The following is a 19875-nucleotide window of genomic DNA, read 5'->3' as shown; positions in this document are numbered from 1 at the left end:
GCAGCGCCGCGAATTCCCGCCCCAGCCGCACCGCCCAGGGCGCGGCCGGAACTTGCGGCGCGCTACCGTCGCGCCGCTGCGGACTGCCGACCGCTTAAGACCCTGGGCGGCACGTCTGTGTCGGCTCGCGCTGACGGGACCGGGCTGCGTTGAATTTGTTGTTTCAACGAGCCAACGACTGAGACGACACCCCGCACATCCTATTTCTACTGCTGTCTTGGCCTCGTCACGAGAGCAAATCATCAACGATGCTTTTTGTCTTTCAAAAATCAACCACCGTACCGATGCGCCCATGGGCCCCGTCAAGCATGCCGACGGGTGACGCTGCTGCGGTTTTAAGCGGCTGGCTGTTTGAGCGATTGGACGTAAGCCAATCGCGAGTTCCAGCCGTGCCGCAGCAGTGTCAGGTCCCGGAGGGTAGCCGCAGGCCATGCTTGTGGGGTGGCCTTGGAGGTGAAGGAGGGCTTGGCCAGGCAAGCCCTCTTTCCCGTCCGCCGCGCGGAAGCGGCATGTAAATCATTATCCGCATGAGCGGATGCTTGCCCTGTTTTCAACAACGTAAAACCAAGAGCAAAACCAACAACAAAAGCCACTTCGCGGGTCTCGCCCCGCCGGCGAGGTACTTTGCTTTTGCTTCGCCAAAAGAAAGTACCCAAAGAAAAGGCGACCCGCAGCGCGTCGAATTCCCGCCCCAGCCATGCCGCCCAGGGCGCGGCCGGAACTTGCGGCGCGCTAACGTCGCGCCGCTGCGGACAGCCGACCGCTTAACACCCTGGGCGGCACTTCTGCGTCGGCTTGCGCTGACGGGACTGGCCTGCTCCGACAGGCGTTCTGATCAAATAAGCACCGTCCGCCGCGTGGAAGCGGCCCTTAAACCATCATCCGCGTAAGCGGATACAAAACCCTTACCTGCACCTCTTGCCAGTGTTTCCACGCCCCTCTAACCTTGCCGCTGCCAACAACGCTGATTAGCCTTATCCCGTTGCGTTTACAAGCGCAATCAGGTTTGGCGACCTGTCTTGTAACTGGCATGAGAAGCCGCACTGCGCGGCTTCTTTAGCTTGTGTCCGTATGGTTTATGGCGGGCCAGGTGGGGAGACCTATGCGGTCTGCCGGTTCCAGTTCCGGTTCGCCAACCCTGCTTTGGCCTGCCCCCCGCGTTTGGCGACGTTATTCACCTGCGCCAAAATCAGCAAACCCATCCTCCACTACCGCCACCGTCACCCCTTCACGCGCCATCTTTGGCACCAGCAGCCGCCCGCGCGGGCTGGCAATCAGCGCGCAGGGTTCGCACACCCCGTCCACGCCCACCTTCTGCTGTACCCAGGCGGAGGGCTGGCCGGTCCAGCCACGGGCGGCGACGTCGGCGCGGGCGATGACGCGCAAGGGCAGGTCGTGACGGGCGCAGAACTCCAGCAGGCCCAGCTCATCGGCCTTCAGATCGATGGTGGCCACTTCGTGCACTTCACTGAGGCTGCGTCCGGCCAGCGCCTGCAACACCGCCTGTTCGATGGCGTCGGCGCTTTTGCCACGGCGGCAGCCTATACCCAGCGTCAGCGGCTTGAGTGCTTCGGTTGCCGTGGTGATGGCCGGGGTGGCACCGGTCAGGCGCGCGACGTGGTAGGCCAGCGCATTGGCACCGCCTTCGTGGCCGGACAGCAGCGGAATGGCAAAGCGCGCGGCTTCGTCCAGCACCACCACGGCCGGGTCGGTGAGTTTGCTGTGTGGCAGGCCATCCAGATAGCGCACGGCAATGCCGCTGGCCATCAGCAACACCCACTGGCGATGCTGGTGGAAGACGGCGGCAAACTGCTGGCGCGCGTTGTCATCCGGCTGTTGCCAGGGCTGGTAGAGGGTGGCGTCCAGCGCGGCGGCCAGTTGCCGCGCCAGCGGCAGTGCCGATGCGCGTACTGTCCAGATGGCGGTGTGGCTCACGAGGCTTGCTGCTCCGGGTCCTGTTCCGATGGTGCCGCCAGTTCCGGCTTGCGCTTGCTGGGGCGCGGGGTTTTGCGGTCGCTGCCATCGCGGAAAATATGAGTGAAGCCAGCGGCGTACAGGCTGGATTCCACTCCGCCTTCGCGCGACAGTGCCGCACCCACCAGCAGCAGGGTGGTGAGCAGCCAGTCTTTCTGTTTTACCTCTTCCAGCAGCTTGCCCAGTGTGCTGCGGTGGATGGACTGGTCCGGCCAGCTGGCGCGGCGCACCAGTGCCACCGGGGTGTCCGACGGGTAGTGCAGCAGCAGGTCGGCCACGGTGTATTTCAGCCGCTGGCCGGACAGGAAGATGCACATGGTGGCCTGGTGTTCGGCAAAGCGGGCGATGGATTCCAGCTCCGGCACCGCGCTGGCACGGCCGGAGACGCGGGTGAGGATGATGGACTGCGAGATGGCCGGGCGGGTCAGCTCGCTGCCCAGTGCGGCTGCGGCGGCGGTGAAGGAGGACACGCCGGGGACGATTTCGTATTCAATACCCAGCGCTTCCAGCCGGCGCATTTGTTCGGCAGTGGCACCGTAGATGGCCGGGTCGCCGGAGTGCAGCCGCGCCACATCGATATTGGCGGCCTGGGCGCGGCGGTAGCAGTCTTCCTGCTGGTCCAGCGACAGTTCGGCGGTGTCCAGGATTTCGGCACCTTCACTGCAATGCTGCAGCATGTCGGTGGGCACCAGGGAACCGGCGTACAGCACCATGCCGCAGCTACCCAACAGGCGTGCGCCGCGCAGGGTGATCAGGTCGGCGGCACCGGGGCCGGCACCAATGAAATAGACTTTCATGAATGACGTTTCTCTCTCGCCTGACGGCGGATCAGCATGGTGGCAAGGTAACCGCTGGCCGAGGCGTCCAGCTGGCTGACATCCGGACACAGGATTTCATCGCTCAGGCCGATGCGGCGGGCAAAGGCACAATGCTGGGCAATACCCAGCCGCGCCAGCAGGGCCAGTACGTCCGGCAGACGCTGGCCGATTTTCATCAGCACCACGATGTCGTGGCTGGCGATGTCCGCTTCCAGCGCGGCCATGTCGTCCGGGCAGGGCAGAATCAGCATGCGTTCCTTGCCTTCGCCCAGCGGCCAGGACAGCGCCGAGGCGGTGGCGGCAAAGCTGGTGACGCCGGGAAAGGTGGTGTGGGCCAGGCCGGGCAGGCGTTCGCGCAGCGCGGCCAGCAAATAACCGTAGGTGGAGTAGGTCATGCTGTCGCCGATGGTGAGATAAGCGACGTTGCGGCCTTGCTCCAGCTCGGCAGCCACGCTGGCGGCCAGCGCGGCGTAGTGGTCGGCCAGCAGGCTGCGGTCCGGGTCCATGATGAATTCCACGTCACGGAATTTGCTGGCGTCGACAGGCAGGCCGGCCAGACATTGCTGTGCCACCGATTGCTCGCTGCCACGTGCGCGCGGCAGGTAGATGATGTCGGCCTGCTGCAGGGCCTGCAGCGCAGCCACCGGTATCAGCCCGGCCTGGCCCGGGCCTACGCCCACGCCAATGAAATGTCCCAGTTCACTCATGTGTGTCTCCGGCGGCCTCGCCCAGCGGCGTGCCGTCCATGCTGAACAGCCGCACTGCCACGCGGCGGGCGCTGGGCAGTCGGCTGTGCATGCGGGTGGATACCCGCTGTTCTATCTCCATCCAGAAGGCTTGCGCCTGCGGATGGCCTTGCAATATCTGCACGATGTTTTCCACCGTATTGGCCTGGCGGATGGCCTGTACCAGCGCCATGCTCAGGCCCAGTTCTGCTGCCAGCTGCGCCACATCGCCCATGGCCATGGCGCTTTTGCCGGAGTGGGTGTCCCATACCGTGGGGTCCAGCAGCTTGGCCAGCTTGCCGGGGTGGCCCAGCACCCACAGGGTGTCCAACACGCGGCCCTGTTCCTGCAGGATGGCCTCGGCCTGTTCCAGCGAGCTGCCGACAAAGTTGGCAATCTGCACCACCTGTTTTTTCGGCAGGCCCAGCACATCGGCGGCGTAGCCACGGCCTATCTTGCCGGGGGTGAAGGCGATGGCGGCAGGCAAATCGCCCAGCGCCACGCGGATATACACCTCGATGGAAGCCATCCACGCTGCCAGCGACATCGGCTCGACAATGCCACTGGTGCCCAGGATGGAAATGCCGCCGACGATGCCCAGCATCGGATTGAAAGTGCGCTTGGCAATGCGCCCGCCCTCCACGCAGCCGATAGCCAGGTCAAAACCGGGGTCGGCCCGGCCAGCCAGCACCTCGGCCACCGCCCACTGCATCATCTGCCGTGGTACCGGGTTGATGGCTGGTTCGCCCGGTGGAATGCGCAGGCCGGGCAGGGTGACGGTGCCCACGCCTTCGGCGGCGATAAAGCGCAGCTGGCCGCTGCCATTGCGCCGCACCTCGGCAAAAATGGTGGCGCCGTGGGTGTTGTCCGGGTCGTCGCCGCCGTCTTTCAGTACTTCGGCGCGCGCGGTGTGTTCATCCAGCAGGTCCACCGCCTGTATCGGCACGGTGAGGTAGTAGTCCGGGTCGGGCAGGCTGATGTCCACTTCGCTGGCGCGCACCCCGTCCAGCAGGCAGGCCAGCGCGGCTTTTACCGCGGCGGTGGCACAGCTGCCGGTGGTGCGACCGCGGCGCAGGCCGTTGGGGGCCGGCACCGTCAGGTCGTAGGGGACGCGCCGTTCGTGGGTCATGCCTCTTGCGCTGCCTGTTGCTGCTGGTACACGTGGCCGATGGCGTCAATCATCAGCGCATTGACGATGGTAGCCGCCCACGGCGAGCCGCCACGGGTGCCGCTATTGGTGATGCGTGGCACTTGCAGCAGGCCGCGCAGCGCGTCCTTGCATTCGCGGGTGCCGACAAAGCCCACCGGCAGGCCCACTACCAGTTGTGGCCGCCAGCCGTGTTCGCGCACCAGCCGTACCAGTTCCATGATGGCAGTGGGCGCGTCGCCAATCGCGACGATCACGTCATTGCCAAACTTTTCCCAGGCGCGGCGGATGCCGGCAGCAGAGCGGGTGAGGCCGTGGGCCTCGGCCAGCAGATAGGTTTCCGGGTCGTGCACGCCGCACCAGGTTTCCACTTCCAGCTGTTGCAGTACCGCGCGCTTGAGGCCGGTTTCCACCATGGTGACATCGGTGACGATGCGGCGGCAGCGCAGCAGGGCGCGCATGCCGATGGCGGCTGCGCCGGGGGAGAAAAACAGCTCGTCCACGCTGCTGAAGTCGCCGGTGGTGTGCACCAGACGGTGCAGCGCGGTGTGCTGTTCTGCCGGGAAGGCCGACCAGTCGCGTCCCTCGCGGATGATGCGCATGCTTTCCGCCTCGATGGGGTGCGGCACATAGGGCGGCCAGGCGGGCGCTGCAGCAGGGGTGTTGTCCTTGGCCAGCAGGCCGCGCACCTTGCCGTGATGGCCTTGTTGCGGCGTGCCCACTTGCTGCTCGAAACCGATGATCTGCACCCGGTATTTGCACAGCGAGCAGTTCATGCTGGCGCGGCCTTCCACGCCTTCCTGCGCCCGCTCCAGAAACACCTCGGCCACCTGTTCGTGCACGCCCAGATAAGGCGCAGCCAGCACTTCGATATCCGGGCAGCGCGCTGCCAGATCGTCCACCGCGCCGTAAATGCGCTTGACCAGCACGCCATCGAACAGGAAGTAAGGCAGCACCACGATGCGCTCAAAACCCAGCAGGCTGGCCGCTTTCAGACCGTCGGCCACCAGCGGGCGCGCAGTGCCGGAATAGCAGACAAAGGATGCGCCAAAGCCCATGCCTTCTTCCAGCATGCGGGTGAGTTTGGCGATTTCCGAGTTGGCGTCCGGGTCGGTGGTGCCACGGCCCACCACCACCAGGCAGCTGTCACCACGCGCCACGGTGCGCGTTGAGCGTGCCTCGGCCTCGATGATGCGCAGGCGGCACAGCTCCAGCAGGCGCGGGTGCAGGTCCATGGCCGCGCCAAAGTGGAAGCTGGTGTCCGGGTGTTCCTGTTGCAGCGCCAGCAGTTCGCTGGGCATGTCGTTCTTGGCATGGGTGGCGGCCAGCAGTACGCCGGGGGTCATCACCACCGTTTTGGCACCATCGGCAATGGCTTCTGCCACCGCCTGATCGATGGTGGGCGTGGCGAACTCCAGAAAGCCGTGGTAGATGCGGCGCTGCGGTGCACGCTGGCGCATGATGTCCACCAGCGCCATGAATTCAGCAATACCGGCCGGGTCGCGGCTGCCATGCCCGGCCAGCACGATGCTGTAGTCCTGCGTGCTCATTGCGCCTGCTCCGGCGTGGGCAGATGGCTGGGCTCGATCTGGCTGGCCATCGGCGTTTTGGTGCGGATCAGCATGATGCTCATGTCCGAACAGCGGTGTTCGGCACACTCGGCCAGCGTGCCGTGCCATTCGGCTTCGCCACGGGTGAGGTTTTCCCATACTTCCACCTGCTGGTCGGCCGGAATGCCGTTTTCCAGCAGGTAGGCAGCGATATGCCAGGGCATGAAGGAGCGCGCCTCGTCCCAGGGACAGGGAATCACGATGGCATTGCGCTGGTCTTGCAGCACATGCACCAGATGGCGCTTGAACGGGGTGAGGTCGCCACGGCGGTGGAAGGTGATGAAGGTGGTTTCGTCAAAACACACCTTGGCGCGCGAGGCCAGTACCTGGGCCGAGGACAGGCCGGGCATGGTTTCCACCGGGTGACCACAGGCGCGTTCCACCCGTTCCAGATACTGGAAGCCGCTGAAGTGGATGTCGCCCATGAATACCACCACGCAGTTCTTGCCGGCGTGGTGCAGTTTGGCCACTTCGTCCAGCTGGGCCACCTGGTCGCGGTAACCCATCTGGATGACCTGGGCGCTGTCCGGAATCAGCGGGCGCACTACGTCGATGACGGCGTTGAAGCCGGCAACAACGTCGGCGTTGGCAATGAGGTCGGCCGAGCGGCGTGGCAGGTAGCCGATATCGCCGGGACCGGCACCGATGCAGATAATCATGTCTGTTCCTTTATGCAACGCGACGGCATCAGCCCAGTCGCGCCTGAATCGTGATGGTGAGTTGTTCGCTGGACAGCTGCTCGCACGGCAGGTATTCCGCCTGCAGCGCTTCGGCCAGTTGGCGGGCGCGGCCCAGCTTGACATAAGCTTGTTCGGTATCCAGCACCAGCGCCGGGATGGCGGCGTTGGCCAGCTCGCCCGCCAGTTGCAGGCTTTGCTGCCACGGGTCGGCATGGTCTTCGCCCAGTGCCACATTGGCACGGCCGTCGCTCAGCAACACCAGTAGCGGTGACAGGCCCTGCGCACCCTGACGGCCCAGCGTGGTGGCGGCCAGTTGCAGCGCATGCGGCAGCGGGGTGCGGCCGCCGGTGGGCAGGGCGTGCAGCGCCTGTTCGGCCTGTTCCACCTGACGGGTGGGCGGTAGCACCAGCTCGGCCTGACGGCCACGGAAGGCAATCACCGCCACCTGGTCGCGGCGCTGGTAGGCGTCCTGCAGCAGGCTGAGCACCGTACCCTTTACCTGTTCCATGCGCTGCTGGGCGGCCATGGAGCCGGAGGCGTCCACCACCAGCACAATCAGATTGCCCTGTTTTGCCGTACGCACCTTGTCGTGCAGGTCGGCGCGGGTGACGGCAAAGTCCGCCGGATTGCGCTGGATGGCATGGCGCAGGGTGGCGTCCAGTGCCAGCGCCTGCGGTTGGGCATTGGGTACGGCGCGCACGCTGTGACCCCGCCGTGCATTCAGCACCGTGCTGCGGCGGCCGCTGGCTTCGCTGTCGCTGCTGTGGCTGGCCAGGCGTATGGTGCCGATGTCCTGCGGCGTGCGGGCGGCAAACAGCTGCTCGCCGCCGTTGCCTTGTTCTGATTGCTCGTCCTTGCCGTCGTCGGCCGGCGTGTCTTGCTGCTCGCCCGGCTGTTGTTCTGTGGCGGCGGTGTCATCGGCTGGGCTGGCGGGCGGCGGCGGATTTTGCGCTTGCTGGGTCAGCTCATCCAGCTTGTCCTGATCCAGCCCGCTTTGCTCGAAAGGCTTGCGGCGGCGGCGGTGCGGCAGCACCAGCATGGCGGCGGTGCGGATGTCTTCGGCGCTGACCTGCGCCCGGCCATCCAGCGCGGCCAGTGCGCGGGCGGCCTTGTGCAGCACGATGTCAGCGCGCAGGCTGGCCACTTCGAATTCGCAGCACAGCTGGCTGATAAAGTCGAACAGGTGCTCGCTTACCGTCACTGTGGCCAGCATGGCCTGGGCCTGACGAATCTGCTCCTGCAGCGCGCTGCCCTCGGCCTGCCAGCGGGCGGCAAAAGCCTGTGGGTCGGCTTCGAAGGCCAGACGGCGGCGTACTACCTCGCTGCGGATGGCAGCATCGCGCGGGGCGGCCACGTCCACCATCAGGCCGAAGCGGTCCAGCAGTTGCGGGCGCAGCTCGCCTTCTTCCTGGTTCATGGTGCCCAGCAAGGTGATGCGTGCCGGGTGGCTGATGGACAGGCCTTCGCGCTGCACGGTGTTGACGCCCATGGCGGCCACATCCAGCAGCACGTCCACCAGATGGTCGGCCAGCAGGTTCACTTCGTCGATGTACAGCAGGCCACGGTGGGCATTGGCCAGCAGGCCGGGCTTGAAGGCCTGGCGGGCCTGCTTGAGCGCCTGTTCAAAGTCCAGGCTGCCCAGCACGCGGTCTTCGCTGGCGCCCAGCGGCAGGTTGACGAAGGGCACGGCAGCGTCTTCCGCCACCGCGTGTTCGCCCTGACAGCAGCTGCATTCGGCCAAGGGGGAGGCCGGGTCGCAGTTGAAGGCGCAGCCGGGCACGCGGCGGATGGGCGGCAAAATGGCCGCCAGCCCGCGGGCGGCGGTGCTCTTGGCACTTCCCTTGTCACCACGGATCAGCACGCCGCCTATGCTGGGGTCCACCGCGCACAGCAGCAGCGCCTGTTTCAGTTGTTCCTGACCGACGATGGCGGCAAACGGATAAATCTGTTTCATGAGCGGCCTTGCGGATGTTCGCCACGCGCTTCGAGCATGGCTTCGCTATTCAGATGCAGTTGTTGCAGCGCGGCCAGCGTCTCTGGCTTGGGCTCTTGCCACAGCTGGCGCTGGGCGGCTTCCAGCAGGCGTTCGCTGATGGCATTGAGCGCCCACGGGTTGCTGTCGGCAAAAAACTGCTGCATGGCCGGGTCCAGTGCGTAGCGGGCGGCCAGTTCCTCGTAGACCCAGTCGTCCACCACATGGGCGGTGGCATCGTAGCCGAACAGGTAGTCCACGGTGGCAGTCAGTTCCAGCCCGCCCTTGTAGCCGTGCTGCTGGATGCTGGCAATCCACTTGGGGTTGGCCACGCGCGAGCGGAACACGCGCAGCACTTCTTCCTTCAGCCCGCGTACTTGGGGCTGGTCCGGGTTATGGCTGTCGCCAAAGAAGGCGCGCGGCTGGCGGCCGGTCAGGCTGCGGATGGTGGCAATCATGCCGCCGTGGTACTGCAGGTAGTCGTCGCTGTCGAAGATGTCGTGTTCGCGATTGTCCTGATTGTGCAGCGCCACTTCCACGCCGGACAGGCGATGGCGCAGCGCGTCGCGCGCATCCGCCCCTTGTACTTGACGGCCATAGGCATAGCCGCCCCAGTTGAGGTAGGCGGTGGCGAAGTCGGCGTCGGTCTGCCAGTTCTGCTCGTTGATCAAGGGCAGAATACCGGCACCGTAGCTGCCGGGCTTGGCGCCGAAGATGCGCAGCAGCGCCGGTTCGGCGGCTTGGTCGGGCAGGGCTTGCAGCAACTGCTGGCGCATGTCGTCCAGATAATGCTTGCGCAGGTAGTTGTCGGCCGGGTCTTCGTCCAGCATGGCCACCGCTTGCACTGCGTCGTCCACCAGCGCAATCAGCTGCGGGAAGGCATCGCGGAAAAAGCCGCTGATGCGCACCGTCACGTCAATGCGCGGGCGGCCCAGCTCGGAGAGCGGAATCACCTCGATGCCGGCCACGCGGCGGCTTTCGGCCTGCCAGCGCGGACGTACGCCCAGCAGGGCGAGGATTTCGGCAATATCGTCGCCATGGGTGCGCATGGCGCTGGTGCCCCACACGCTGATGCTGACCGATTCCGGATAGCTGCCGGTTTCCTTGCGATGGCGCGCCAGCATTTCATTGGCCAGCTGGCTGCCCACCTGCCAGGCGGCTTGCGAGGGCAGGCCGCGCGGGTCCACCGAGTAGAAATTGCGTCCGGTAGGCAGGATGTGCGCCATGCCACGGGTGGGCGCGCCGCTGGGGCCTGCTGGCACATAGCCACCAGCCAGACCGCGCAGCAGGTTGTCGATTTCTTCGTGGGTGCGCGCCAGATTGGGCAGCAGTTCGCGCTGGATATAGGCCAGCACCTGTTGCAGGGCCTGGCTGTCACCGGCCTGCGGCAGTACGGCGGCAATGATGGCGGGCAGCGGTGAGCTGACCGGGGCCAGCAAGCGCGCCACCAGTTGGCGGGCCAGCTGATTGATGTGGTCGATGGCATCGCTGCGGGTGTGCAGCAACTGTGGGCTGCTCATTTCCAGCGGGGCGGGCACGTTTTCAAGCCGGCGGCCCTTTTCGTTCTGCAATGCCTCCCAGTCCACACCCAGGGCTTGCGCCACGCTGGCGGGCAGGCTGGGCACGGCCAGATTGGGCAGGCGGGTGAGGGCGCACAGCATGTCCACCAGCGCCTCGCCCTGCGGGGCCTGACCGAGAATGTGCAGGCCGTCGCGGATTTGTGCCGCGCCCAGTTCGCACAGATAGCCGTCGATGTCCTCGATCAGGTGGGCCACGTCCACGCCCTCCATCCTGGCCAGCGTCAGCGGCACGCCGTCGGCATTCAGCGTGGTGTCCCACTCGTGGGCATGGTCGTGGTCATGCTCATCGTGAGCGTGATGGTGGTGGCCGTGCTCATGATCATTATGATGGTGATGATCATGCGCGCCGTGGCTGTGCGCTGCGCCCTTGGCCACCGGGCGGAACTGCATGCCTGCTGCCTTGGCAGGCTTTGCTTTCCCGGCTTTGGCTGGCTGGCTCAGGCGATAGCCCGCTGGTGCTGCCTTGGGTGCATGCGGGTGGGCATGGTCATGATCATGTTCGTCATGGTGGTCGTGATGATGGTGACCCTGTTCATGTTCATCATGGTGATGATGGTCGTGCCCCAGCATGGCGGCCAGGTCGCTGTCCAGCTTTGCTTCCTTGATCAGGTCCCAGATTTGCTGTTGCAACAGCGGCAGCTTGTTCGGGTCCAGCATTTCCACCTGGTAGTACTCGTCCACCAGCTGGGTGAGCTGGGCCAGCGGGCCGTAGGTGTCGGCGGTGGTCATCGGCGGGGTCAGGTGGTCGATGATCACCGAATGGGCGCGGCGTTTGGCCTGCGAGCCTTCGCCCGGATCGTTCAGGATGAAGGGGTAGAACATGGGCATGTCGCCCAGCAGTGCGTCGGGGAAACAGTGTTCCGACACGCCCACGCCCTTGCCCGGCAGCCATTCCAGCGTGCCGTGTTTGCCGACGTGGACAATGGCATCGGCCTGCCATTCGTCGCGCAGCCAGCAGTACAGCGCGTAATAGTGATGGGTGGGCGGCAGGTCCGGCGTGTGGTAAATGGCGTCCGGGTCCATGCCATAGCCACGCGGCGGTTGCAGCGCGACAAAGGCATTGCCCAGCTCCATGCCGGCAAATACCAGCTGGTCGCCATCGACATAAGCCGTACCCGGCGCTGCGCCCCAGCGCTCCTGCATGCGCTGTTGCAGCGGGGTGGGCAGTTCAGCAAACCATTGCTGGTAGCGCGCCAGCGGCACGCGGGCCACAGCCTGGCGCAGTTGATCGGCACTCAGGTAGTCGGTGTCGTAACAGCCACGGTCGATCAGGCTGTGCATCAGCGCGTCGCTGCTGTCCGGCAGGGTATTGATGCTATAGCCATTGGCCTGCATCGCCTGCAATAGCGCATACAGCGAGGCGGCGGAGTCCAGCCCCACCGCATTGCCCACTTGCGAGGCCTTGCTGTTGGAGTTGGTAAAGATGAAGGCGACCCGCTTGTCGGCAGCCGGGGTGTGCTTGAGCCGCGCCAGCCGGGCGGCAATGCCGGCCAGACGGCGCATGCGGTCCGGCAGTGGCTGGTAGTCGCTGCTGGCCGGGTTTTCCGGCTTGAACGATACCGGCACGCCGATGATGCGGCCGTCGAATTCCGGCAGCGCCACATTCATGGCGGTATCCAGCGGGTTCAGCCCGCGCTCGGATGCTTCCCACTGCGCCTGGGTCATGCTGCTGGTGATGGCTTGCAGCACCGGGATGTCCAGTTGTTCGAAAGCTTCTACTGCCCAGCTGGCCTGGGTGGCGCCCTCGGCATTGACTTCGCCCATGGCAAAGGAGGTGGTGTTGATCAGCACACAGGGCTCACCGGCACGTGGGTCGCGCAGCCATTGCAGCGCTGCCGGCAGGCCCTGCTCATCCTGGCTGCGCAGCGAGGAGGTAAACAGCGGCAGCGCGTTGATCTGCCGCTCGGCCAGCATGTCCACCAGCAGGTCGATGAAGCGGGTGTTGCCGCTCAGCCAGTGGGCGCGGTAGAAGCTGATGGCCACCGTGGGCCAGCCGGGCTGGCGAATTTCACACCAGTCATCCAGGCTGCAGCCGTCGGACAGTTCCGGGTGATACAGACCGTGTTCCGGCAGTGCAGCTGGCGGCAGGTAGCCGTGGCCGGTCAGCAGCAGGCGGTCGGACAGATAGCGCATCAGCTGCGCCATATTGCTGCTGCCACCGGCTTGTAGATAGGCATTGGCATCCTGCTGGATTGCCGGGGGGACGGTGCTGAGTGCGGCCAGTTCCGGGTCTGGTTCGCCGGTGCCGCTCAGCACGATCAGTGCCTGACGGCGGGCGATGGCTTGCTGGCGCAGCAGATCGAAAGCGGGAATGGCCTGCACCCGGCCCAGTACGCGCAGCAGCAGGATGCGGGCGCTGGACAGCGGCCCGTCCAGTAGCTGCTGCATCTGGTTTTCATCGCTGATCTGTTGCAGGGCGATGCCCGCCACCGGGCTGAAATCCCGCGGCCAGTGCACACGGCCCAGCGCGGTGAGGTCGGTACCGGCATGGCTCAGCAGCACGATGCCGCCAGTATTGTCATGCGTCATTGCGGGCTTTCCGTGTTGACATCACCCGAGCCCAGACGATGGAAAATCAGCGGCTCCACCGGCACGCCACCTTGCAGGTGCTCGCTGACAATGCGCTGTACCGCGCTGGCATCCACCTTGCGATACCACACGCCTTCCGGATACACCACCATGATGGGGCCTTGCTTGCACACGGCAAAACAATGGCTGCGTGTGCGTTTCACCTTGAGGCCCTCGCAGGCGTCAATCGCCTGGCCCAGTTGCTTGAACATGACCTCGGCCTGCTGGCCGTTTTCGGTACAGCGCGGGCCGGTGCACATCAGCACATGGCGATAGTGCTGTCTCATTGGCGGGACCCCGACAGGCTGGCGTGGTGTGCCGGTATCGGCTGGCTGGATGAATTCATGGCGGCCCCTGCTGACGATAGGTCGCCGCAGGCGAGGGCACGGCGCGCCGGCAATGGGCGGCACGGTGCATTCCCCCGGTACACCCCGCCCGGATTCAGCCCGCGTCGACACGGATGACGGCCGGTCTCCTGGCTCGCGCTTCTTTACCCGGCATCGCCTTCCCGGTTGGCCCCGGTGGCATCGTGATGCGGACTCGTCGCTTACAGTTGCGGGGGCAGCTGCGGTGTCTCACCGCATTCCCGTTTCACCCCTGGCGGGGCACCGTCATTGAAGCGCGCATGATACGTGACAACAGGGTAAATGGGAATTCTGCGGCTTGATTTTCAAAGCCTTTCCCATTGTGTCAGTGCGGTTTCCAGTCGCTGCCAGCCGGCCTCGTCGGGCGGTAAACCAAAGCGCAGGCTGGGGCCGTCGGCAAACTGCCGTACCAGAATGCCGCGGCTGGCCAGAAAGTCGAACAAGGCCGGGCAATGCGCCCCGTGCAGCCACTGGAACAGGCGGCTGCCGCCTGCCGGAGTCAGGCCGTAGTCTTGCAATAGCTGCTGCAGGCGCTGGCTGTCGACGGCCAGTTGCCCGCGCATTGCCAGTTGCCAGGCATGGTCCTGCAAGGCCAGCTTCACCACCTCACGCGCCGGGCCGTTGATGCTCCACGGGCCGATGGCCTCGGCCAGCTGTTGCAGCAGGGCGGGCCAGGCAAACACAAAACCCACCCGCGCCCCGGCCAGGCCAAAGAACTTGCCGATGGAACGCAGCACGATCAGCCCCGGCAGGCCCACATCCCCCAGCAGGCTGTGTTCCGGTGTGGCATCCATGAAGGCTTCGTCAATGATCAGCCAGCCGCCGCGGCTGGCCAGCCGGGCGCGCCAGTCCTGCAACTGCTCGCGGGCAAAGGTGGTGCCGGTGGGGTTGTTGGGGTGGCATAGCAGCAGTACGTCCAGCTCATCAAGCGCCGTGTCGATGTCCTCGGGCGCATGACAGCTGAGCGTGTGGCCGTGCTGCGCCCAGTGCCAGGGGTGTTCGGCATAACACAGCGGCAGCATGCCCACCCGGCAGGGTGGGCGCAGCGTGGGCAGCAGCTGGATGGCCGGCTGGGAACCGGCCACCGGCAGCAGCAGCGGGCTGCCGTAGTAATCCGCCGCGGCTTGTTCCAGGCCGTCATTATCCTCCGGCAGGCGTTGCCAGCTGCGCGGGCTGATGGCTGGCACCGGCCAGCCTTGCGGGTTCAGCCCGGTGGACAGGTCCAGCCAGTTTTCCACTGCAATGCCGTATTGTGCTGCGGCACGCAGGATGCCTCCACCGTGTTCAAGCATGAGAAAAACTCCAGTTGAGCCAGCCAGCCAGCAAGGCCAGCGCCACCCATAGCCACAGGCTGCGCTCTACCAGGGCGATGGCGCGGGCGATGTCCTCGGCCACCGGCGGGCGTTGCAGGCCAAGGGTGGGGCGTTGCTTCAGCTTGCCGTGATAGCTGGCCGCGCCGCCCAGCAGCACGCCCAGCGCCCCGGCACCGGCGGCCATCACCGGGCCGGCATTGGGGCTGTACCAGCTGGGGGCCTGGGCGCGCCAGCATTGCCAGCCCTGACGGGTATGGCCCAGCAGGATGTAAGTCAGCGCGGTGAGGCGGGCGGGAATCAGGTTGAGCACATCGTCAAAGCGCGCGGCGGCCCAGCCAAAGTGCAAAAAGCGTTCGTTGCGGTAGCCCCACATGGCGTCCAGGGTATTGGCGGCGCGGTACAGCACCACGCCCGGTGCGCCCAGCAGCAAAAACCAGAATACGGCGGCAAAAATGGCATCGCTGCCGTTTTCCAGCACCGATTCGATGGTAGCGCGTGCCACGGCGGTTTCGTCCAGTTCGCTGGTGTTGCGGCTGACGATCATCGACACCTTGTAGCGGGCCAGCGGCAGGTCGCCGGCGCGCAGCGCATCCAGCACCGCCTGGGCATGTTCGCGCAGGCTTTGTGCGCCAATGGCGAGGTACAGCAACAAGACCGAGGCCAGTTGGCCCAGCCACGGCAGGCGCGCGAGCCAGCAGGCGAGGCCGGTCAACGGCAGCAGCAACAGGCTGATGCCCAGCACGCCGCGCAAACGCATGCGCCATACCGGTTCGGCCTGAGGTGTGGCCGGGTAAAGGGCATGCTCCACCTTGCGCACCAGATAGCCATAGCCCACCAGCGGATGCCAACGGCGCGGTTCGCCCAGCAGGCGGTCCAGCACCACGGCCAACAACAGAAATACAGCTGAAATCACGTCACGCGCCTATATAATCGCCGGTTTCACGACAGTCGCTTAGTGCGCTGTCCTACCGTGGAAGAGCGCCATTTTAGGGGGCTTCCCGAAAAAATGCGCGCCGGAGAAAAGCATGACCGCCAAAACCATCATGATTCAGGGCACCACTTCGGATGCCGGCAAGAGCACCTTTGCCACCGGCCTGTGCCGTTTGCTGGCGCGGCGCGGCCTGCGCGTGGCCCCGTTCAAGCCGCAGAACATGGCGCTGAACAGTGCGGTGACGGTGGATGGCGGCGAGATTGGCCGCTCGCAAGCGGTGCAGGCGCTGGCCTGTGGCGTGGAGCCGCATACCGACATGAACCCGGTGCTGCTCAAGCCCAATAGCCATACCGGTTCCCAGCTCATCATCCAGGGGCGGGCGGTGGGCAATATGGACGCGGTGTCCTACCACGCCTACAAACCGGTTGCGATGCAGGCGGTGTTGCAGTCGCACGCGCGGCTGGCCACGCAATACCAGTGCATCGTGGTGGAAGGGGCGGGCAGCCCGGCGGAAATCAATCTGCGCGAGGGGGATATCGCCAATATGGGCTTTGCCGAGGCGGTGGACTGCCCGGTGCTGCTGGTAGCGGATATCGAACGCGGCGGGGTGTTTGCCCATCTGGTGGGGACGCTGGAATTGCTGTCCGACAGCGAGCGCGCGCGGGTGGTGGGACTGGTGATCAACCGCTTCCGTGGCGACCCGGCGCTGTTGCAGTCCGGCGTGGAGTGGGTGGAGCAACGCACCGGCAAGCCGGTGCTGGGCGTGCTGCCTTATCTCAACGGCCTGCATATCGAGGCGGAAGACAGCCTGGCGCTCAATCGTCCGCAAGACGAGCAGACCCCGCAGCAGACGCTGCGCGTGGTGGTGCCGGTGCTGCCGCGCATCAGCAACCATACCGATTTCGACCCGCTACGCCTGCATCCGCAAGTGGAACTGCTGCTGGTCAAGCCCGGCCAGCCCTTGCCCCCGGCTGACCTGATCATCCTGCCCGGCAGCAAGAGCGTGCGGGCTGATCTGGCCAGCCTGCGCGCCGCGGGCTGGGAGGCGGCCATTGCCCGTCACCTGCGTTATGGCGGCAAGCTGATCGGCATTTGCGGCGGCCTGCAAATGCTGGGACAGCAGCTGCACGACCCGCTGGGGCTGGAAGGCGAGGCGGGCAGCAGTGCGGGCCTGGGCTGGCTGGAAATGGAAACCACGCTGGCCGCGCACAAGCAGCTGACGCGGGTGAACGGCCAGCTGACGCTGGCTGGCGCCGCGGTGAGCGGCTATGAAATCCATATGGGAGTCAGCACGGGCAGGGCATTGCAACAGCCTGCGGTGCGGCTGGAGGATGGCCGCTGCGACGGGGCCATCAGCGCCGATGGTCAGATTCTGGCCACCTATCTGCACGGCGTGTTCGATCAACCGGCCAGCCTGACCGCCCTGCTGGCATGGGCCGGGCTGGCCGCGCCACAGCCGCTGGACTACCCGGCCATCCGCGAAGCGCATATCGAACGGCTGGCCGACATGCTGCAGCAGCATCTGGACCTGACGCCGCTGGCCGGCTGGCTGCCCTGAGCGCGGGACCTGATTCAGCGCCACTAATACAAACCCTGCGGCTGCCTTGCGCCTCCTTGCCGTGCTCTTTGTACTGTCTGCGTCGGCGCGTCTTGCCCAGGGTCGCCACGCTATTTTGTCAGCCGCTCTTACTGGTTTATTTCAATATCCAGTGTCTGCATGGCCTGGCTGAAGCCCAGCACATGCGGTGCCGGCATCTCCACGCTAACCCCCTTGTACTGGGTCACCACCGATGCTGACGGCTTGTTGTTGAAGCTGCGCATGCCATACACGGTGTTGCTGTGCGTGCTGCCCACGAATAGCCGCAGCGGGGCTTGCAGCCGTATTGCCTCGGCAACGGCAGCCGCTGGCAGCTCGACATACTGCTTCCAGCTGCAGTAGCCCTCTCCCGGCGTGGCCCGGCACTGGAAATCCTGTAGCGGCTGGCTGCGCGAGTAAGCGCTCAGCAGCAGCATGCGCCGGCGCCCGGCACCATCCTGCCACCATACATGCAGTTGTTCGGCATCCTGCTGCTGCACCTGGGCCAACGGCTGATTGCGCGCGGCCAGCGGTGTCACTGCCAGGTAGTTGCCGCTGGCCGTGATGTCCAGCGCCAGCCGGTAGACATAATCGCCGTTGGCACTGTGATTGCTGGCCAGCAAGCTGGCCCTGGCGCTGAGCCTGCCCCTGAAGCGGGCATCGCCAGTCTGCTGTTCTGCCCCAAAGCTGCGTTCGGCGCGGTAAGTGATGATTTTGCTGCAATCCGGACAATCCGCTTGCCCGGTTTCCTTGCGGATGGGGCCGGCCGGGCCATCCGGCAAGGCCGGGGCGTGGCTGGCGCAGGCGCTGAGCAAGCTGCCCAGCAAAAGAGAAATCACAGTCTTGTTCATGGCTTGCCTTGGCTAGGGCCGGTTAACGCTCTTTTACGGTGGCGGCTGGCGCGTGGGTGCAGCACTGCGCGGCATGGCGCGCTTGCCCCTTGGCCTGCGGCATTCTTCGTCAGGCAGTGACAAGCGTGCACGGCCTGCGCCGCAGAGCACGCGCTGGCAGCAGGTCTGGCGCATTTCATGCGCAGCGCGACTTTACCGTGACTGGCCGCCACTGCCACCGGCAACAGCACCAACTTGATGAAAATTTACATTGGCGGCCTGGCCTGCAGGCGCTGCCCGGGTCACCTGTTTTGCATCAATTAAAATTATTCAATAGAGACAATATATATATTTTCCGTATCCAGAGCCTTTCCCTAGACTGCAGTGGTCAGGCCGGCGCGCCACCCGAGCCGCCCGGCATTCCCGTCGCGGCCCTTTGCTGCCGGCGGCGGAGCATACACAGGGGAGGAGACAACGATGGTGATGGAAAAGACAGACACGCTGGTCATCGGCGCCGGCCAGGCCGGCATCGCCCTGAGCGAACACCTGAGCCAGCTGGACGTGCCGCATCTGGTGCTGGAGCGCCAGCGCATAGCCGAACGCTGGCGCTCCCAGCGCTGGGATTCACTGGTGTGCAATGGCCCGGCCTGGCACGACCGTTTTCCCGGGCTGGCGATTGCGGATGTGGCAGCGGATGCCTTTGCGGCAAAAGAGCAGGTGGCGGATTACCTGGAAGCCTATGCACGCCATTTCAAGGCACCCATCCGCACAGGGGTGGAGGTGACGCGGGTGACGCGCAATAGCGGCCGTCCGGGCTTTACCGTGGAAACCAGTGCCGGCCTGATCGAAGCACAGCGCGTGGTGGCCGCCACCGGCCCTTTCCAGCGGCCGCTGATTCCACCCATCCTGCCCGAGCAGCCGGGCATTACCCAGCTGCATTCCGCGGCCTATCGCAATCCGCAGCAACTGCCGGCGGGAGCGGTGCTGGTGGTGGGTTCGGGTTCTTCCGGCGTGCAGATTGCCGACGAACTGCACCGCGCCAACAGAAAAGTCTATCTGTCGGTTGGCCCGCATGACCGGCCGCCCCGCAGCTATCGCCAGCGCGATTTTTGCTGGTGGCTGGGTGTGCTGGGCGAGTGGGATGCGCAGAAAGTCCAGCCGGGGCGCGAGCATGTCACCATTGCCGTCAGCGGTGCGCGCGGTGGGCATACGGTGGATTTTCGCCGGCTGGCCGAGCAGGGCATTACCCTGCTGGGGATGACCCGCGACTACGCGCAGGGTGTGCTGCGCTTCCAGCCGGATCTGGCGGCCAATATCGCAGCCGGCGATGCCAATTACCTGGCGCTGCTGGATGCCGCCGATGCCTATATCGAGCGCAACGGGCTGGACCTGCCGCCCGAGCCGCAAGCGCGCCTGATCGGGCCGGACCCGGCCTGTGTCAGTCATCCGCTGCTCGAGCTGGATCTGGTCGCCGCTGGCATCACCACGGTTATCTGGGCCACCGGTTTTGCCGTCGACTACAGCTGGCTGCAGGTCGATACCTTCGATGACAAGGGCAAGCCCTTGCACCAGCGTGGCATCTCCGCCGAGCCCGGCGTGTACTTTCTTGGCCTGCCCTGGCTGTCGCGCCGTGGTTCCAGCTTTATCTGGGGCGTCTGGCACGATGCCAAGTTCATCGCCGACCACATCGCCACCCAGCGCAAATACCAGGCGTATCAGGTGGCGGCGGCTCAGCCTGCCACCGCACCGGCCTGAAACAACAGCCCGGCCAATCAGACACATCCGG

14 protein-coding genes and 1 riboswitch are annotated in these 19875 nt (G+C 65.4%); of the genes, 2 read left to right on the top strand and 12 right to left on the bottom strand.

The window, feature by feature from the left end; all coding sequences use genetic code 11:
* Positions 1-1170: 1170 nt before the first annotated feature.
* The 11 genes from JHD64_RS14380 to cbiB form a co-directional block, all read right to left on the bottom strand.
* Positions 1171-1935 (bottom strand): cobalamin biosynthesis protein, encoded by a 765-nt coding sequence (locus JHD64_RS14380; RefSeq protein ID WP_199053698.1) that lies wholly within the window; start codon positions 1933-1935, stop codon positions 1171-1173.
* Positions 1932-2771 carry a precorrin-4 C(11)-methyltransferase gene (gene cobM, locus JHD64_RS14375; RefSeq protein WP_199053696.1) on the bottom strand — a complete coding sequence of 280 codons (840 nt, stop codon included), beginning with the start codon at positions 2769-2771 and terminating at the stop codon, positions 1932-1934. Before cobM ends, JHD64_RS14380 begins: the two co-directional genes overlap by 4 nt.
* On the bottom strand, positions 2768-3499 hold the full coding sequence (gene cobI / locus JHD64_RS14370) for a precorrin-2 C(20)-methyltransferase (protein WP_110312902.1): 732 nt from the start codon (positions 3497-3499) through the stop codon (positions 2768-2770). The genes cobM and cobI overlap by 4 nt, the downstream gene beginning before the upstream one ends.
* A complete protein-coding gene (gene cbiD / locus JHD64_RS14365; RefSeq protein WP_199053694.1) occupies positions 3492-4646 on the bottom strand; it encodes a cobalt-precorrin-5B (C(1))-methyltransferase CbiD in 1155 nt (384 codons plus the stop codon). Before cbiD ends, cobI begins: the two co-directional genes overlap by 8 nt.
* Positions 4643-6214 (bottom strand): precorrin-8X methylmutase, encoded by a 1572-nt coding sequence (locus JHD64_RS14360; RefSeq protein WP_199053692.1) that lies wholly within the window; start codon positions 6212-6214, stop codon positions 4643-4645. The genes cbiD and JHD64_RS14360 overlap by 4 nt, the downstream gene beginning before the upstream one ends.
* Complete coding sequence (locus JHD64_RS14355) at positions 6211-7077, bottom strand: cobalt-precorrin-7 (C(5))-methyltransferase (RefSeq protein ID WP_199053690.1); 867 nt, start codon at positions 7075-7077, stop codon at positions 6211-6213. The genes JHD64_RS14360 and JHD64_RS14355 overlap by 4 nt, the downstream gene beginning before the upstream one ends.
* Positions 6962-8908 carry a putative cobaltochelatase gene (locus JHD64_RS14350; protein ID WP_199053688.1) on the bottom strand — a complete coding sequence of 649 codons (1947 nt, stop codon included), beginning with the start codon at positions 8906-8908 and terminating at the stop codon, positions 6962-6964. The genes JHD64_RS14355 and JHD64_RS14350 overlap by 116 nt, the downstream gene beginning before the upstream one ends.
* Positions 8905-13035: a cobaltochelatase subunit CobN gene (locus JHD64_RS14345; RefSeq protein WP_199053685.1), complete on the bottom strand. Its 4131-nt coding sequence runs from the start codon at positions 13033-13035 to the stop codon at positions 8905-8907. Before JHD64_RS14345 ends, JHD64_RS14350 begins: the two co-directional genes overlap by 4 nt.
* Entirely contained in the window at positions 13032-13361 is a 330-nt protein-coding gene (locus tag JHD64_RS14340; protein WP_199053683.1) for a ferredoxin, read from the bottom strand. Before JHD64_RS14340 ends, JHD64_RS14345 begins: the two co-directional genes overlap by 4 nt.
* A gap of 160 nt (positions 13362-13521) precedes the next feature.
* Positions 13522-13702: riboswitch (cobalamin riboswitch) on the bottom strand.
* A gap of 42 nt (positions 13703-13744) precedes the next feature.
* Positions 13745-14731, bottom strand: a complete 987-nt coding sequence (gene cobD / locus JHD64_RS14335) for a threonine-phosphate decarboxylase CobD (protein ID WP_199053675.1) — start codon at positions 14729-14731, stop codon at positions 13745-13747.
* Positions 14724-15665 (bottom strand): adenosylcobinamide-phosphate synthase CbiB, encoded by a 942-nt coding sequence (gene cbiB / locus JHD64_RS14330; RefSeq protein ID WP_199053673.1) that lies wholly within the window; start codon positions 15663-15665, stop codon positions 14724-14726. Before cbiB ends, cobD begins: the two co-directional genes overlap by 8 nt.
* Before the next feature lie 112 nt (positions 15666-15777).
* Between cbiB and JHD64_RS14325 the strand changes: the two genes are divergently transcribed.
* Complete coding sequence (locus tag JHD64_RS14325; protein ID WP_199053670.1) at positions 15778-17241, top strand: cobyric acid synthase; 1464 nt, start codon at positions 15778-15780, stop codon at positions 17239-17241.
* Positions 17242-17369: 128 nt separating this feature from the next.
* Here the strand turns inward: JHD64_RS14325 and JHD64_RS14320 are convergent, their stop codons facing one another.
* Positions 17370-18110, bottom strand: coding sequence for a hypothetical protein (locus JHD64_RS14320; RefSeq protein ID WP_199053668.1), 741 nt, complete (start codon positions 18108-18110; stop codon positions 17370-17372).
* A gap of 462 nt (positions 18111-18572) precedes the next feature.
* On the opposite strand from JHD64_RS14320, the gene JHD64_RS14315 reads away from it, so the two are divergent.
* Positions 18573-19844, top strand: coding sequence for an NAD(P)/FAD-dependent oxidoreductase (locus JHD64_RS14315; protein ID WP_233170507.1), 1272 nt, complete (start codon positions 18573-18575; stop codon positions 19842-19844).
* Positions 19845-19875 lie beyond the last annotated feature (31 nt).

Source organism: Aquitalea sp. ASV15 (assembly GCF_016429115.1).
Lineage (GTDB): Bacteria > Pseudomonadota > Gammaproteobacteria > Burkholderiales > Chromobacteriaceae > Aquitalea > Aquitalea magnusonii.
This window is presented reverse-complemented; position numbering and strand designations above follow the sequence as displayed.